The following is a 15,237-nucleotide window of genomic DNA, read 5'->3' on the forward strand; positions in this document are numbered from 1 at the left end:
CGGGCGAACTCGTCAGTTGGAGCTTTCCCGTGCGCGTCGCCGCGTTCTCGACCAAGGCCTATGATCGCCGCTTCCTCGACCGGGCCAACGCCGACGGCGGCCACGCCATCGACTATTTCGAGGCCCGGCTGGACGCGACCACCGCCGCCCTGGCGGCCGGCTATCCGGCGGTCTGCGTGTTCGTCAACGACCGGCTGGACGCCGCGACGCTGAAGATACTGGCGGCGGGCGGTACGCGGGCCGTGGCCCTGCGCTGCGCCGGCTACAACAATGTCGACCTCGCCGAGGCCGAGCGGCTGGGGATCACGGTGGTGCGGGTGCCGGCCTATTCGCCCGAGGCGGTGGCCGAGTTCACCGTCGGCCTGCTGCTGGCGCTGGACCGCAACATCGCCCGCGCCTGGGGCCGGGTGCGCGAGAACAACTTCGCCCTCGACGGCCTGATGGGCCGCAACCTGTCGAGCCGCACGGTTGGCGTGGTCGGCACGGGCCGCATCGGCGCCCTGGTGGCCCGCACGCTTCGCCTGGGCTTCAACTGCCGGGTGCTGGCCAGCGACATGGTCGAGGATCCCGATCTTCTGGCCATCGGCGTCGAGTACGTCGACCGCGAGACCCTGCTGCGCCAGGCCGACATCGTCACCCTGCACTGCCCGCTCACCCCGCAGACCCGCTACCTGATCGACGCGGCCGCCATCGCCGCCGCGCGCGAGGGCCTGACCATCGTCAACACCAGCCGCGGCGCGCTGATCGACACCGCCGCCCTGATCGAGGGCCTGAAGAGCCGCAAGATCGGCGGGGTGGCGCTGGACGTCTACGAGCAGGAGGCGGACCTGTTCTTCGAGGACCTGTCGAACGAGATCATCCAGGACGACGTCTTCCAGCGCCTGCTGACCTTCCCCAACGTGCTGATCACCGGACACCAGGCCTTCCTCACCGAGGAGGCGCTGTCGGCGATCGCGCAGACCACTCTGGCCAGCCTGTGCGAGATCGAGGCGGGCCAGCCGCCGGCCAACCGGGTGACGGCGCAGCTGGTGCGACCGGCGAACTGACCGATGATGGACCGGTTCCTCAATCAGGAATCGCTGATCGTCATCGCCGTGGCGCTGTTCACGCTGCTCGTGCTCGCGCGGGAGGGAGCGTCCTGGCTGGCGCGGCGCCTGTCGGGCGAGCGGCACGTCATCGCCGAGCCCGGCTATGTGTTGTCGGGGGTGCTGGGCCTCCTGGCCCTGCTGATCGCCTTCACCTTCGGCCTGGCGCTGGACCGCTACGAGACCCGCTACAACCTGCTGGTCGCCGAGGCCGCCGCCCTGAACACCGCCGACATGCGGGTGAGGCTGCTCGACCAGCCGGTTTCGGGACGGCTGGTGGCGCTGGTGAGGGACTATGCCGAGGTGCGGCTGCGCTACGGCCTGGCCGGCTCGGCCGACAAGCCGCCCCTGGCCGATCAGTCGGCGGCGCTGCGCAAGAAGATCCAGGCCGAGACCCTGCACGCGGCCCGCAATGTCCGCGACCGCGCCTTCGCGCCGCTGGTGGTGCAGGGCGTAAACGACGCCCTGGCGATCGGCGTCGAGCGAGAGGCGGCCCACAACGCTCCGCTGCCAACCACGGTGATCATGGTGCTGGTCACCTACGCCCTCGTGGTGGCGGCCGTGCTCGGCTACACCCTGCCGGCAGCGCACCATCAGCACCGGCTGGTCTCGGGACTGCTGTTCCTGCTGCTGACCCTTGCGCTGACGCTGATCCTGGATCTGGACCGGGCCCGCAGCGGCTCGATCCGCATCGACCAGGGTCCGATGCAGCGGCTGGTGCGCTCGCTGGAACAGGCCCCGGCGCCGGACGCCCGTCCCGTCGTCGGCCCCCATTGAACGGCTCGTCGCCCGCCTTGCCGATTTCGCGCAAAATCGTGCGTCCACGCAGAACCATGGGTTGAAGCTGAACCGGTTTGAGTCTTTGCTAGCGCTCCTACCCGGCTGCGGCCGGCGCGATGACGTCCTTCCTCCCGTTTTCCCAGGAGCCGCCAATGGACCGCCGCAAACTGCTCGCCTTCGGCCTGCTGGCCGCTTTCCCAGGATTGGCGCAGGCCCAGGGCCATGGCGGCCACGGCCCCGGAGGCCAGGGGTCCGGCAACCAGGGGCCCGGACAAGGCCAGGGGCAACGCCCTGGCCAGGGCTCCGGCGGCTCAGGCCCCGGCGGACGTCCGCCCGGCCAGGGATCGGGGCAAGGCCCGGGACACGGCTCCGGCGGTCCTGGCCAGGGGCATGGCCCCGGGCATCCCGGCGGCGGCGGATCCCAGCCGGGTCGCCCCGGCGGTGGCGGCTCGCCCTCGCGCCCGCCGTCCACGCGACCGCCCTCGGGCCAGCGCCCGCCCAATCGCCCGGGTCCCAACCCGCCGACCGGTCCGCACCGCCCAGGCGGCGGTCGTCCGCCCGGCTTCCGTCCCGTCCGGGGCGGCCGCTGGCGCTATCCGCCCGGCCAGCGCTATCGCCGCTGGACCATCGGCGGCATCCTGCCGGCGCTGTTCCTGACCTCGGGCTATGTCTATGACGACTACTGGCGCCTGGGCCTGGGCGGCCCGCCCTACGGCTATCGCTGGGTGCGCTACGGGCCCGACCTGCTGCTGGTCGAGTGGCGCACCGGCCGCGTCGTCGACGTGATCTACGGCGCCTTCTACTGACCCCCCTCCTGTCCCGGAGCCATCGATGAGAAAGACGACGAAGGCCGCCGTGGCGGCCCTCGCGGGCTTCAGCGTGCTGGCGACCTCGCTGGCCGCCGTCGCCCAGCCGCGCGATCTGGTCGGCGCCCGCGCCGGCCAGGGCGAAAGCAGCCTGCGCTCGCGCGGCTACCAGCTCGATCACACCGACGGCGGCGTGCAGTACTGGTGGCATCCGGGCAACCGCGAGTGCATCAACCTGTTCGTCGACGACGGGCGCTACGACGCCATCGACCGCCGCCCGACCTCGGAATGCAACGCCGGCAAGGGCGGCAAGAAGGACAATACCGGCGCCATCGTCGCCGGGGCCCTGGCCATCGGCATACTGGCCGCGGCCGCCGCCTCGTCGAAGAAGAAGCACGAGGACGACCGCTACCGCGACGACGACGACCGCCGCCGCGACCCGCCCTACTCGCCGGCCCGCGGCGTCGACTGCTATCCCTCGCAGCGAGCCTGCTACGAACGCGGCCGCGGCTACTCGCCGTCGTGGACGTCGCGCGAATTCGGCTATCGGTACTGAGGCTCGTGAGGATGACCATGCAGACCCTCCGCACCCTGACGATCACCCTGGCCGCGGCCGCCCTCGCCGCCGGCTGCACGCCCAAGTCCGAGACCAAGGAGGCCGCCACCGCGCCGGCCCCGGTCGGCAAGGACGCCGCCCACCAGGAGACCGGCGCGCTGCTGGCCGACCTGATGTCGCCGACCTTCACCAGCGAGCAGCAGGGCCGCATCCTCAACATGGGCTACTTCATGGCCGCCTCGTCGCTGTGTCCCGATCTCGCGGTCGATCCCCTGAAGATGGGCCGCGCCGTCGACGCCGTGCTGACGCTCGGCCCGCCCGAGCAGACCGACGCCGAAAAGGCCCACCAGCGCGACGCGGTGGTCATGTTCCTGGGCATGGCCAGCGGGGCGATGATCGGCTCGCACATCGAGGACAAGACTCAGTTCTGCGAGGACGCCGCAAAGGTGAAGGGCGGCGCTCCGGAGACCCACCTGTTCGCCGCCGGCGCGCCCGCCGATCCCTCCACCGCCCCGACGCCCGAGACCCCGGCCAGGCCGTAGGGGCGGTGACCGCTACGGCTGCAGGATCACCACCAGCACGGCGGCGATCAGCACCAGCCCCTCCACGCCGTGGATCACCACCGCCAGCCAGTTGGAGCGGAAGGCCTGGGCCGGCAGGGCGTAGCAGAGGCAGCTGATCGCGAGGCCCGGCATCAGCCAGAACTTGTGGACGTGATAGGCGGTGAACAGCAGGCCGTTGCCCAGCCACGCCCATCGCCCCCAGGCCCGCTCCATGCGCGGCAGCAGCACGCCGTGGAACAGCAGCGCCTCGCCCAGGCCGTAGTTGAAGAGGCTGGAGACGAGGGCGAGACCCAGGATGTCCCACCGCTCCCGGGCCTCGGGCGTGACCAGGTGCTCGATCATGGCGAAGGCCGGGGCCTGGGCCGCCAGCCGCTCGCCCAGGGGCGTGGCCTGGAACAGCAGGGTGGCGGCCTCGTCGCCGAGGAAGCCCAGCCCCACGAACAGCGGGACCAGCAGAAAGGCCCCGACGAACGGCCGCCCGGTCGAGCGCCAGACCGGCGCGGTCAGCCACAGGCGCCGGCGCAGGTCGGGCCAGCGCAGCGCCACGCCCTCCAGCCGCAGCACCACCAGCGACAGCACCGTCTGCCAGGCCATGCCCAGCACCACCATCCGCCAGAATACCAGGCCCGGCAGCGGGTCGCCCGGCGCGATCAGGCGGGGCGTGACGATCCAGGCCAGCACCGCCATCGGCGCCACGGCGGCCAGCCAGATCAGCAGGATCGCCGCCGTCCGTCCGATCGCGACGAGCCGCGCCGGCACGCCGGGCGAGATCAGGGTCGCGTGCACCGGGGTCACGCTAGAACCGGCGGACCAGGCCGACGAAGCCGGCGGCGGCGCTCTTCCTGGCCACCAGGGGACTGTCGGTTATGTCGTCGTCGAACAGCTCGACCTCGGCGGCGGCGATCACATAGGTCCGCTCGCCGATCCGGTAGCGGGCCTGGGCGCCCAGCGACGGCACGACCACCCCGCCCGACGGCGCGCCGCTTGTGCGGCCAAACTCGTAGGCTCGCCCCGCCCCGACCTCGTCGGCGCGCAGGCCATAGAGCCAGGTGGCCAGCTTCTCGTCCTTCCACGACAGGCCGGCCATGGCCTCCAGCGTCAGCCGTTCGGTGGGGGCGGCCGACAGGGTCAGGTCGAGATTGAGCTCCTGGCCCTTGGTCTCGCCGGAAACGTCGGCCAGGTATTCGAGGCTGACGGTGGCCGGCCCGAAGGCGGCGCTGGCCCGGCCGCCGACATCGACGCCGACGTCGCGCTCCAGGAAGGCGAAATCGCGGGTCTCCTCCGGATCGACCAGCTGGAAGCGCGGCGCGATCCGGCCCTCCAGGGTGAAGCGGTCGTCGCCGTAGGCCTTCACCGCCAGGCCGTTGAGGTCGGCGGTGAAGCGGCGGTCCTGGTAGAAGAACAGCGGCAGCACGCCGGTCCCGGTCTTGTCCCTGGCGCTCTCATAGGGATTGGAGGCGGCATAGGCGCCGGCCCCGAGCAGGAACAGGCGCTCGGGCGCCTCCTGGGCGCGGGCCGACGGAGTGAAGGCGACCAGCAGGCAGCCGGCCAGCAGGGCGGCGCCGCACAGGCGATCGATCATGACGGTTCTCTTTCGGAACGTGGGAGGACGGTCACGACCCTGGACGGGACGGCTTTATGCGTCGTCCGAACGGGCAGGCCCGGACCGCCTGGGCGTCCGATCCTGCCGGTCAGGACGTGGTCTGGAAGGTCAGGCGGCCGGCCGGAAGGCGCTGGGCGGCCGGCCGGCGTGCTTCTTCACCGCTGCGTTGAAGGTCGAGCGCGAGTTGAAGCCGACCTCGTAGGCGATGGCCAGGATCGCCTCGTCGGAGGCGCCGATGCGGGCCACCGCCTCCTCGACCCGCCAGCGGTTGACGTAGTCGAAGAAGCTCTGGCCCAGGTGCTCGTTGAGCACCTGCGACAGGTGGTTGGGGGTGACGCCTATGCGCGCGGCCAGGCCGCTCAGCGACAGCAGCGGATCGCGATACAGCGCCTGGCCGCGCATGGCCTGCTCCAGACGGGCGGCGATCTCGACCTGGCGCGCCTCTGGCATGGCCGAACGGGCGTACTTGCCGGCCGCCGGCAGCACCTGGGGCGTCTCGGTCTGGGGGGTGTAGATCGGCTTCTGCGACAGGCCGAAAAGGCCGATGGCGGCGGTCCAGGCCAGCTCGACGGCGGCGGCGGCCGCGTCCAGCCAGGCTTCGTGGGCGGCGCCGGCGGCCAGGGCCGACTTCACCGCGCCCCACAGCCAGGCGGCCAGCATCACCAGCAGCAGGGCCCGCAACCAGCTCAGCGTGCGGTCTTCAAGGTTGGAGAAGAGGTCGCGCACCCGCCGCACGTGGCGGCCCAGCACGGCGAAGGCGGCGGCGAGATAGCCCAGGGTCACGGCCAGAAACAGGGCCACGAAGACCAGCTGCAGCGGCCCGGCCAGCGGATCGGCGTCGGCGCCCACGCCGGTATAGACCGCCAGCCGGGTGGAGACCGGCAGCAGGAAGAACGGCATGACCAGCAGCATGCCTGCGCCCGCCGGCCAGCCGATACGGGCGATCCTGGCCGGGGTCCAGCCCTGCTCGGGATCGCCGGTCATGGCCAGCACATAGGCCAGGATCGCCGGCCCCAGGCCTAGCGACGTGACCCACAGCATCCCCGTGGCCCAGGGCGCGGCGGCATAGGCGCCGGCGCGGTCGAGCACGAGGTCCAGGCCCGACAGGGCGCTCAGCAGCAGGAATACCGCCAGGGCCGTGGAGGGGGCCGTGCGCCAGTCGCGGCGCGCGCCCAGCTGGGCGGCGGCGAACAGCCCTACCCCCGCCCCCGCCGAGGCCAGGATCAGCACCACGGTGTCGGCCATGTTCCCCAGCGCCCGGATGAAAACGGCGCGGAGAGTGTCGCGTAACGCCGGTCGACGCAATCGCCGGGAGAGCGGAGGCTAATCCTTGATCTCGGGCAGCAGGCGCTCGAAGTGCGCCTCGACCTGGCCGTAGCATTCGCAGGCGCGGCGCTCGAGCTTGCGGCGGTCGCGGATCTCCACCCGGCCCCGGCGGGTCTGGATGATGCCGTCGGCCTGCAGCACCTTGGCCGCGGCGGTGACGGTGGTGCGCTGCACGCCCATCATGTCGGCCAGGGCCTCCTGGGTCAGGCGCACGACGTCCTCGCCAGAACGATCATGGGCCGACAGCAGCCAGCGGCAGCAGCGTTGCTCGATGGTGTGCAGGGCGTTGCAGGCCACCGACTGCATCATCTGGGCGATCAGGGCGTCGGCGTAGCGGGTGAAAAGGTCGCCCATGGCCGGAAAACGCTGGCGCATCTCGTCCAGCCGCGCGGTAGGCACGATGAAGGCCGGCCCCGGGGCCTGCACCACCGCCCGTCCGTAGGCGGGCTTCAGCCCGCCGCTGACGATGCCGCCCAGCGCGCCTTCCCAGCCGATGGTGGCGGCCTCGACCTCGCGGCCCTCGGCGGTGACCACCAGCAGGGCGACCATGGTCGGCCGGCACGGCAGGTAAGTGTTGCGCACGTCCTCGCCGACGTCGAACAGCACGTGGCCGCGCGCCAGGGCCGTCATCGACATGGTCGATTTCAGGGCCGCGCGGGCCTCTTCGGGCATGGCCTGCAGCAGGCGATTGCCCGCATAGGCCTGCGACACCCGCTCGGCGCGGGTCTCACGATCGGAATTGGGTTCTGCGGAGTCGGCCATGACGGCATCCAACGGCGGCGCTTGCTCACCGGTAAAGCGCGCGGAGGCCGCCTTTCGTTGCGTGAAGCCGTCAGCTCAGCAGGGTGGGCCTATGCAGCTGGCCGGTTTCGTCCTGCAGATGCATGCGCACCGGCAGGCCCAGACCCGTGGCCTGCTCGGCCAGCCGGGCGGCCGCGCGTTCGGCCTCGTGGCGATTGCGATAGGCCCCGAACCGGAGCTGGTCGCCGATGATGGTCCACCGGTCGCCCACCTGGACGACGCCGTAATGCACTTCGGCCATGACACGTCCTCCCTTCTGTCTGTCGGAGTGGTCGTTTCTCGCCGCCCCTGACTTATCCACAGCCTGACCCCGATCCTTGTTGATAGCAAGGCCCTGAAGAGTCGAAGTTTCGACTCCAAAAGGGCAAGCGGAGCTGTGGATGAAACGGCGCAGTTCGCCCGGCGCGGGCGCGGCGATGACAGGCGGCGGCCTTGCGGCGATAATGGCGCCATGCTTCGCAAGCGCGTCCTCGTTCCCGCCCTGGCGGCCCTTTTGCTGACCGCGCCCGCGGCCCTGACGGCGCACGCCCAGGAACGCGAGCCTGCCGATCGCCAGCGGCTGCTCGACCTGGCCTATGCGCTGGGCCAGAGCCACGCCCTGCGCCAGGCCTGCGAAGGCGCCGCCGACCAGTTCTGGCGCGCCCGGATGATGCGCCTGATCGACGTCGAGCAGTCCGATGCGGCCTTCACCGACAAGCTGCGCGACCGCTTCAACGGCGGCTTCGCGGCCAGCCAGGCCGGCCATCCGGAAGGCTGCAGCCCCGAGAGCCGCCGGGCCGAGCGCCAGGCCGCCCAGCGCGGTCGCGCCCTGGCCTCCAAGCTGTCGCAGACGGTGGTGACCAACGATCCCGAGCAAGCTTCGCCGGATTCCGTGGCGGACGGGCGAGCGGCGCGCTAAATTCCCCCTATGGGCGCGGGCGACTGGCGGCGGGACCGCCGGGCCGGCTCTATCGGGAGGCGTAGACTTGGCCGCTTATCTGGTTCCCCTGGTCCTGCTCGTTCTGGCGATCCTGCTGGTCGTCAACGTCATCAAGATCGTGCCCCAGGGCCGCGAATTCACCGTCGAGCGCTTTGGCCGCTACACCCGCACGCTCAAGCCCGGCATCAGCATCCTGACGCCCTTCGTCGAGACCATCGGCCGGCGGGTGAACATGATGGAGCAGGTGCTCGACGTCCCCAAGCAGGAGGTCATCACCAAGGACAACGTGTCGGTGACCGTCGACGCCATCGTCTTCATCCAGGTGATGGACGCATCGGCCGCCGCCTATCGCGTCGACAACCTGATCTACGCCATCACCCAGCTGGCCCAGACCAACCTGCGCACCGTGGTCGGCTCGATGGAGCTGGACGAGGTCCTGAGCCAGCGCGACCACATCAACTCGCGCCTGCTGGCCACCATCGACGACGCCACCGGCCCCTGGGGCGTCAAGGTGGCTCGCATCGAGATCAAGGACCTGACCCCGCCGGCCGACATCACCAACGCCATGGCCCGGCAGATGAAGGCCGAGCGCGAGCGCCGCGCCGTCATCACCGAGGCCGAGGGCGAGAAGCAGGCCCAGATCGCCCGCGCCGAGGGCGCCAAGCAGTCGGCCATCCTGCAGGCCGAGGGCCGCCGCGAGGCCGCCTACCGCGACGCCGAGGCCCGCGAGCGCGAAGCTGAAGCGGAAGCGAAAGCCACCGCCTTCGTGTCCGAAGCCATCGCCCGCGGCGACGTCAACGCCATCAACTACTTCGTGGCCCAGAAATATGTCGAGGCGTTCGGGGATCTGGCCCGCTCGCCCAACGCCAAGACCGTGATCGTGCCGGCCGACTTCGCCGGCATCACCGGCACGGTGGCCGGAGTCGGCGAACTGATCCGCTCGCTGGGCGGGCCGGACGCGACCCCGCCGCGCTCCGCCGTGCCGAGCAGCGCGCCGCGCAAGGGAGGCTGACGCCATGACCGGCCTGATCGACTTCTATATCGCCCATCCGTTCTGGCTGTGGCTGTCGGCGGCGGCCGTGTTCCTGGCGATCGAGGTGGGCACCGGCACCGGCTGGCTGCTGTGGCCGGCCGCCTCGGCCGCGGCGGTGGGGGTCGTCGCCCTGCTGCTGCCCACCGGCCTGCCGGCCGAGATCGCCGTCTTCGCGGTGCTGACCATCGTCAGCACCTATCTGGCCCGCCGCTTCCTGCGGCCGGCCCTGGCCGGGCCCGATCCAGACCTCAACGACCCCACCCTGCGCCTGCCGGGCCGTCCGGCCGAGGTGGTCGCCGCCTTCGAGAACGGCCGCGGCCGGGTGTTCGTCGACGGCAAGGAGTGGGCGGCCGAAACCGAGGGCGACGCCGCCCCGGTCACCGGAACCCGGGTGTCGGTCGTGGGCGTTCACGGGGCGGTGCTGACGGTTCGTTGAAGAACCGGCGGCGCCCTTCGGGCGAGGGCTCGGCCGACACCCTCTGCCTTCTGCGCGTCGACTCGGCCGACAGCGGCTACAGTCAGGTGCTGGCCGACGAGGCCCACCACGGCTTTCCCCGTGCTGCAAAAGCCCTGTTCGATCGGCGAACTTGGCCGCATGCTCCGCTCGGCCCGCCGCGCCAGCTGACCACTGCTGACAGAACCGGGCGCGGCGACAGGCTAGGCCAGCCCCAGTCCAAGACCCGCCCGACGGAGTTTCAATGATGAGATCGCTTTGCGTGCTGGCCGGCGCGATGCTGCTGGGCCTGAGCGCCGGCGCAGCGCTCGCCCAGGACCTCTATATCGGCACGGTGGACGTCCAGAAGGACCAGGTGATCCTCACCCGCTGCGACCTGGCCGCCAACCGCTACGTCCTGCGCGATCGCGCCGAAGAACAGGAAAAGCCGGTCGCCAGGCTGCGCGAGACGCTCAAGACCCTGAAGGCGCCGGTCTATGTCGAGGTCATCGGCCAGTACGCCGAGATCGAGAGCCAGGACGGAAACGCTCTGGACGTCATCGCCCTGGAAGGCCTGAAGGCGGGCAAGTCGTGCCACCTGACCGACGCCCTGGGATCGAAATAGGCGCCGCGCGCGCCACTGGCGCTTTTAGCCTCGCGCCCCCATCTGGGCGCGGACCGCACGGACGAGAGGGAACAGACGGGTGGAACCCATCATCACGGTGTCGGGTCTGACCAAGACCTACGCCTCGGGCCACCAGGCCCTCAGGCAGGTCGACCTGACCATCAATCGCGGCGAGATCTTCGCCCTGCTCGGCCCCAACGGCGCGGGCAAGACGACGCTGATCAGCATCATCTGCGGCATCGTGCGGCCCAGCACCGGCACGATCGTCGCCGACGGCCACGACATCGCCCGCGAGTACCGCCCGGCCCGCACCAAGATCGGCCTGGTGCCGCAGGAGCTGACCACCGACGCCTTTGAGACGGTGATCGCCACCGTCACCTTCAGCCGCGGCCTGTTCGGCAAGCCGGCCAACCCCGCGCTGATCGAGAAGATCCTTCGCGACCTGTCGCTGTGGGACAAGAAGGACGCCAAGATCATGACCCTGTCGGGGGGCATGAAGCGCCGGGTGATGATCGCCAAGGCCCTGAGCCACGAGCCGTCGATCCTGTTCCTCGACGAGCCCACCGCCGGCGTCGACGTCGAGCTGCGCCGCGACATGTGGGAGATGGTCCGCAAGCTGCGCGAGACGGGCGTGACCATCATCCTGACCACCCACTACATCGAGGAGGCCGAGGAGATGGCCGACCGGGTGGGGGTGATCCGCAAGGGCGAGATCATCCTGGTCGAGGACAAGGCCGCCCTGATGCAGAAGCTGGGCAAGAAGCAGCTGACCCTGCACCTGCAGGCCCCGCTGGAAGCCGTGCCCGCCGGGCTCTCGGACTACGCCCTTGAACTGACCGCCGACGGGACCGAGCTGGTCTACAGCTTCGACGCCCAGGCCGACGAGACCGGCATCGCCCCCTTGCTGCGCCGCCTCTCGGCCGAGGGCGTCGACTTCACCGACCTCAACACCCGCCAGAGCTCCCTCGAGGAGATCTTCGTCAGCCTGGTGAAGGACCGGCCATGAACCTGCACGCCGTCGCCGCCATCTACCGCTTCGAGATGGCGCGGACCTTCCGCACCCTGCTGCAGAGCATCGCCTCGCCGGTGCTGTCGACCTCGCTCTACTTCGTGGTCTTCGGCGCGGCCATCGGCTCGCGCATGACCGCCGTCGACGGGGTGCCCTACGGCGCCTTCATCGTGCCGGGCCTGATCATGCTGTCGATCCTGACCGAGAGCCTGTCGAACGCCTCGTTCGGCATCTACATGCCCAAGTGGTCGGGCACGATCTACGAGGTGCTGTCGGCCCCCGTCTCGCCGTTCGAGATCGTGCTGGGCTATGTGGGCGCCGCCGCGTCGAAATCGCTGATGCTGGGCGTCATCATCCTGGCCACCGCGCGCCTGTTCGTGCCGTTCGAGATCCAGCATCCGCTGTTCATGGCCGCCTTCCTGGTGCTGACGGCGGTGACCTTCAGCCTGTTCGGCTTCATTCTGGGCATCTGGGCCGACAGCTTCGAGAAGCTGCAGATCGTGCCCCTGCTGGTGATCACGCCCCTGACCTTCCTGGGCGGCAGCTTCTACTCGATCGACATGCTGCCGGGCGTGTGGCGGACGATCTCGCTGTTCAACCCGGTGGTCTATCTGGTCAGCGGCTTCCGCTGGAGCTTCTTCGGCACGTCGGACGTGGGCGTCGGCGTCAGCCTGGCGGCCACCTGCGGCGTGCTGCTGCTGTGCCTGGCGATCATCGCCTGGGTCTTCAAGACCGGCTACCGCCTGAAGAACTAGACGGTTCGCCTCACCCCACGAACCCTGCCGCGCGGCGCAGGCGGTCGTTGATGGCCTCGCCCAGGCCCTCGTCGGGGATCGGCGCCACGGCGATGCCCGCCGGCGCGGTGCGGTCTGCGGCGCGCAGGTAGGAGAAGAGGTTGGCGGCGGCCTGCGCCAGATCGCCCGCGGGGCTGAGGTTGAACACCCCCTCCCCCGCCGGCCAGGGACCGAAGGCGAGATAGGCCTCACCGGCGTTCGGCGCCGTCGCATTGATCCGCACCGGCGCGTCGGGGGCGTAGTGCAAAGCCAGGCGCCCGGGAGAGCGCTTGGCGTCGTCGTCGGCCTCCGCGAGCGGACCGACCACCGCCTCCAGCTGCGCGCGGGTGACGGCGCCGGGGCGCAGCAGGCGCACGGGACCGTCGAGCACGGCGACGACGGTGGACTCCAGGCCGACCTGGCACGGCCCGCCGTCGAGCACGGCGGCGCACTTGTCGCCGGTCTCGGCGTTTGCGTCGGCGAAGGTGGTGGGGCTGGGACGGCCCGAGCGGTTGGCCGAGGGAGCCACGACCGGCCCGCCGAAGGCGGCCAGCACGGCCCTGGCCAGCGGATGGCTGGGCACGCGAATGGCGACCGTCTCCAGCCCGGCGCGGGCCAGGTCGCAGACGGCGGCCGTATTCTTGACGGGCGCGACGATGGTCAGGGGGCCGGGCCAGAAGGCCTCGGCCAGGGCGCGCGCCCGCTCGTCGAAGTCGGCGATGCGCGCGGCGGTGGCGACGTCGGCGACGTGGGCGATCAGCGGGTTGAAGCGCGGACGACCCTTGGCTTCGAAGATCGCCGCCACGGCCGCGGGATCGGACGCATCCGCCCCGAGGCCATAGACGGTTTCGGTGGGCAGCAGGACGAGGCCCCCGCTGGCGAGGGCCTGCGCCGCGCGGCTTACGACTTCTTCTTGGCCGTCAGCGAGAAGCTGACCTTGATCTTGGCCGGTATCTGATCCGTCGACGCCCATTCGCCCTGTCCAACCCCGAACGCGGTCCGGTCGAGGGTGGTTACACCGCGCGCCGTGGCCGTGTCGCCGTCGATCTTCAGGCTGAAGGGCAGGCTGAGCGGCTTTTTCACGCCGCGCAGGTCCAGCGCGCCGTCGGCGACGAAGCGGCCTTCGGCGGTCTTGCGGAACTTGGTCGCCGTAAAGGTCGCCTTCGGGTTGGCCGAGGTGTTGAAGAAGTCGGGGCCTTGCAGGCTCTCGTCGCGCTGGCCATCGCCCGTGCCGGCCGAGGCCAGGTCGATGCTGACCGTCAGCTTGCTGCGGTCCAGGGCTTCCGGCGAGAACAGGATGTCGGCGGTCCAGCGGCTGAAGCGGCCCTGGATCGGCGTATCGGCCCAGGCCAGGTTGAAATCGAGGTGCGAGCCCTTCTGCACGGCCCAGGCGACCGGGTCCTTCAGGGCGCTGTCGGCGGGCGGGGCGGCCTCTTCGACCTTGGCCGGTTCGGCTGTCGCGGGCGCCCCCGGAGCGGCCGTGGTCGGCGCGGGGGCCGCCGGGCTCTCGTCGGGCAGGGCCAGCTCGTCGGCGGCGGTCTGTTCGGCCGCGGGCGCGGGGGCCTTCGCCTTGGCCGGAGTGTAGAGGTAGCCGGCGGCGACCACGGCGGCGAAGCCGGCGGCGGCCAGCCACAGGCGCGGCTCCTTGATCCCCGGCTTGGCGCCGGCGGCCATGTGGCCGAACACCTCGTCGCGGTCGAGGATCTGGTGCTTGGCCACCGCGCCCAGGTGCAGGGCCAGCAGCACATAGGTGAACTTGACCAGCAATCCATGACCAAGGTGGCCGATGTTGTTCCAGGCGTCCTTGGCGCCGGCGGCCAGCTCGGGCAGGCCCGGCAGGTGCGGCCACGGAATGGCCCCGAACAGGATGGTCGGAATGTTGATGCGGCTGGTCGAGACGATGATCCAGCCGGTCAGGGGCAGGCCGATCATGATCACGTAGAAGCCCACGTGAACCGCGTGGGCGGCGAGCTTTTCCCAGGTCGGCTGGCCGGCCGGGGCCGGCGGCGACTTGTGGGTCAGCTTCCACAGCAGGCGCGCGACGGAAAGCACCAGGATGGTGATGCCGATCGACTTGTGCAGCTGGAAGAGGGCGAAGGTTTCCGCGCCCTTGGGGCCGTCGTCGGCCCGCCAGCCCAGGATCACCTGGAAGATCAGAGCGGCGGCGATCAGCCAGTGCAGGATGATCGCCACCGTCGAATAGCGGACAGGACCCGCCGCCGAGGCGGGGTTGGAATGCGTCTCGGCGGTCATGGGCCGTCCCTAACTCGGTACTTCGCTTACTTCTTCGGGTTGAATTCGGCTTCGATCGCCAGGTCGACGTCGTCCGAAACCATCGGCACCAGGTGGGTGAAGCCGAATTCCGAGCGCTTGATCTTGCCGGTGGCCGAGAAGCCCATGATCTGCGAACCGAACGGGGTCTTGGCGAAGCCGTTGTAGGTGACGTCCAGGGTCACCGGCTTGGTCACGCCGCGGAAGGTCAGGTCGCCGGTCAGCTTGCCCTTGCCGGGCGAGGTCTGCTCGATCTTGGTCGAGACGAAGGTGATCGTCGGATACTTGGCCGAGTCGAAGAACTTCGGATCGTCCGAGATTTCCTTGTTGAAGTTGTCCAGGCCCGTGTCGACCGACTTCGGGTCGACCGTGATCGACACCTTCGAGGCCAGCGGGTTGGCCGGGTCGTACGCGTACGAGCCGTCGAGGCCCGACAGGCGGAAGGTGTAGTTCGAAGTGCCGAAGTGCTTGATGCGCAGGGTCAGGCTGGCGTGGCGCTTGTCCAGGGCCCAGGTCCCGGCCGGAGCGGCGGCGGGATCCGTCGCCGGTTGCGCCAGGGCGGCGACCGGGGCCGCGAGGGGAGCGGCGAGAAGGGCGCCGGCCAGAATGGCGTAGGCGAAGGGGCGAGCCATGGTCTCAGATCTCCAAACTGAC

At 70.5% G+C, this 15,237-nt stretch carries 19 protein-coding genes; 11 read left to right on the top strand and 8 right to left on the bottom strand.

The annotated features are described in order from the left end of the window. The first annotated feature begins 29 nt into the window (after nucleotides 1-29). From DDF67_RS08105 to DDF67_RS08125, 5 genes are all read left to right on the top strand, one after another. On the top strand, nucleotides 30-1,046 hold the full coding sequence (locus tag DDF67_RS08105; protein ID WP_109100393.1) for a 2-hydroxyacid dehydrogenase: 1,017 nt from the start codon (nucleotides 30-32) through the stop codon (nucleotides 1,044-1,046). A 3-nt stretch (nucleotides 1,047-1,049) separates the two neighbouring features. After that, the gene (locus DDF67_RS08110; RefSeq protein WP_109100394.1) at nucleotides 1,050-1,862 is read left to right on the top strand and encodes a bestrophin-like domain; all 813 of its coding nucleotides are present in this window, start codon (nucleotides 1,050-1,052) and stop codon (nucleotides 1,860-1,862) included. A 155-nt stretch (nucleotides 1,863-2,017) separates the two neighbouring features. Next, on the top strand, nucleotides 2,018-2,671 hold the full coding sequence (locus DDF67_RS08115; RefSeq protein ID WP_109100395.1) for an RcnB family protein: 654 nt from the start codon (nucleotides 2,018-2,020) through the stop codon (nucleotides 2,669-2,671). A 25-nt stretch (nucleotides 2,672-2,696) separates the two neighbouring features. After that, entirely contained in the window at nucleotides 2,697-3,227 is a 531-nt protein-coding gene (locus DDF67_RS08120) for a hypothetical protein (RefSeq protein ID WP_109100396.1), read from the top strand. Nucleotides 3,228-3,244: 17 nt separating this feature from the next. After that, nucleotides 3,245-3,769 carry a hypothetical protein gene (locus DDF67_RS08125; protein WP_146197977.1) on the top strand — a complete coding sequence of 175 codons (525 nt, stop codon included), beginning with the start codon at nucleotides 3,245-3,247 and terminating at the stop codon, nucleotides 3,767-3,769. Nucleotides 3,770-3,781: 12 nt separating this feature from the next. On the opposite strand, the gene DDF67_RS08130 is transcribed toward DDF67_RS08125, so the two are convergent. The 5 genes from DDF67_RS08130 to DDF67_RS08150 form a co-directional block, all read right to left on the bottom strand. Beyond that, on the bottom strand, nucleotides 3,782-4,585 hold the full coding sequence (locus tag DDF67_RS08130) for a CPBP family intramembrane glutamic endopeptidase (RefSeq protein WP_233247576.1): 804 nt from the start codon (nucleotides 4,583-4,585) through the stop codon (nucleotides 3,782-3,784). 1 nt (nucleotide 4,586) lies between these two features. Continuing rightward, nucleotides 4,587-5,372: a MipA/OmpV family protein gene (locus tag DDF67_RS08135; RefSeq protein ID WP_109100398.1), complete on the bottom strand. Its 786-nt coding sequence runs from the start codon at nucleotides 5,370-5,372 to the stop codon at nucleotides 4,587-4,589. Nucleotides 5,373-5,501: 129 nt separating this feature from the next. Next, nucleotides 5,502-6,638 (bottom strand): helix-turn-helix domain-containing protein, encoded by a 1,137-nt coding sequence (locus tag DDF67_RS08140; RefSeq protein WP_109100399.1) that lies wholly within the window; start codon nucleotides 6,636-6,638, stop codon nucleotides 5,502-5,504. A gap of 78 nt (nucleotides 6,639-6,716) precedes the next feature. Continuing rightward, entirely contained in the window at nucleotides 6,717-7,481 is a 765-nt protein-coding gene (locus DDF67_RS08145) for a Crp/Fnr family transcriptional regulator (protein WP_109100504.1), read from the bottom strand. Between the two features lie 70 nt (nucleotides 7,482-7,551). Then, nucleotides 7,552-7,761: a hypothetical protein gene (locus tag DDF67_RS08150; protein WP_101711549.1), complete on the bottom strand. Its 210-nt coding sequence runs from the start codon at nucleotides 7,759-7,761 to the stop codon at nucleotides 7,552-7,554. A 210-nt stretch (nucleotides 7,762-7,971) separates the two neighbouring features. Here DDF67_RS08150 and DDF67_RS08155 point away from each other — a divergent pair, with 210 nt between their 5' ends. The 6 genes from DDF67_RS08155 (at nucleotide 7,972) to DDF67_RS08180 (ending at nucleotide 12,294) form a co-directional block, all read left to right on the top strand. Beyond that, nucleotides 7,972-8,418, top strand: coding sequence for a TIGR02301 family protein (locus DDF67_RS08155; RefSeq protein ID WP_109100400.1), 447 nt, complete (start codon nucleotides 7,972-7,974; stop codon nucleotides 8,416-8,418). 79 nt (nucleotides 8,419-8,497) lie between these two features. Next, complete coding sequence (locus tag DDF67_RS08160; RefSeq protein ID WP_199229190.1) at nucleotides 8,498-9,451, top strand: SPFH domain-containing protein; 954 nt, start codon at nucleotides 8,498-8,500, stop codon at nucleotides 9,449-9,451. A gap of 4 nt (nucleotides 9,452-9,455) precedes the next feature. Further along, a complete protein-coding gene (locus DDF67_RS08165) occupies nucleotides 9,456-9,908 on the top strand; it encodes an NfeD family protein (RefSeq protein ID WP_109100401.1) in 453 nt (150 codons plus the stop codon). 265 nt (nucleotides 9,909-10,173) lie between these two features. Further along, nucleotides 10,174-10,530, top strand: a complete 357-nt coding sequence (locus tag DDF67_RS08170; RefSeq protein WP_109100506.1) for a hypothetical protein — start codon at nucleotides 10,174-10,176, stop codon at nucleotides 10,528-10,530. A 79-nt stretch (nucleotides 10,531-10,609) separates the two neighbouring features. Continuing rightward, entirely contained in the window at nucleotides 10,610-11,536 is a 927-nt protein-coding gene (locus DDF67_RS08175) for an ABC transporter ATP-binding protein (protein WP_109100402.1), read from the top strand. Then, complete coding sequence (locus tag DDF67_RS08180; protein ID WP_109100403.1) at nucleotides 11,533-12,294, top strand: ABC transporter permease; 762 nt, start codon at nucleotides 11,533-11,535, stop codon at nucleotides 12,292-12,294. The genes DDF67_RS08175 and DDF67_RS08180 overlap by 4 nt, the downstream gene beginning before the upstream one ends. A gap of 10 nt (nucleotides 12,295-12,304) precedes the next feature. On the opposite strand, the gene DDF67_RS08185 is transcribed toward DDF67_RS08180, so the two are convergent. The 3 genes from DDF67_RS08185 to DDF67_RS08195 are packed head-to-tail and all read right to left on the bottom strand — an operon-like array spanning nucleotide 12,305 to nucleotide 15,215. Continuing rightward, on the bottom strand, nucleotides 12,305-13,285 hold the full coding sequence (locus DDF67_RS08185) for an L-threonylcarbamoyladenylate synthase (protein ID WP_109100404.1): 981 nt from the start codon (nucleotides 13,283-13,285) through the stop codon (nucleotides 12,305-12,307). After that, on the bottom strand, nucleotides 13,213-14,565 hold the full coding sequence (locus tag DDF67_RS08190) for a YceI family protein (RefSeq protein ID WP_109100405.1): 1,353 nt from the start codon (nucleotides 14,563-14,565) through the stop codon (nucleotides 13,213-13,215). Before DDF67_RS08190 ends, DDF67_RS08185 begins: the two co-directional genes overlap by 73 nt. Before the next feature lie 26 nt (nucleotides 14,566-14,591). After that, nucleotides 14,592-15,215: a YceI family protein gene (locus tag DDF67_RS08195; protein WP_109100406.1), complete on the bottom strand. Its 624-nt coding sequence runs from the start codon at nucleotides 15,213-15,215 to the stop codon at nucleotides 14,592-14,594. Nucleotides 15,216-15,237: the final 22 nt, after the last annotated feature.

Origin of the sequence: Caulobacter endophyticus, from assembly GCF_003116815.1 — a bacterium.
Lineage (GTDB): Bacteria > Pseudomonadota > Alphaproteobacteria > Caulobacterales > Caulobacteraceae > Caulobacter > Caulobacter endophyticus.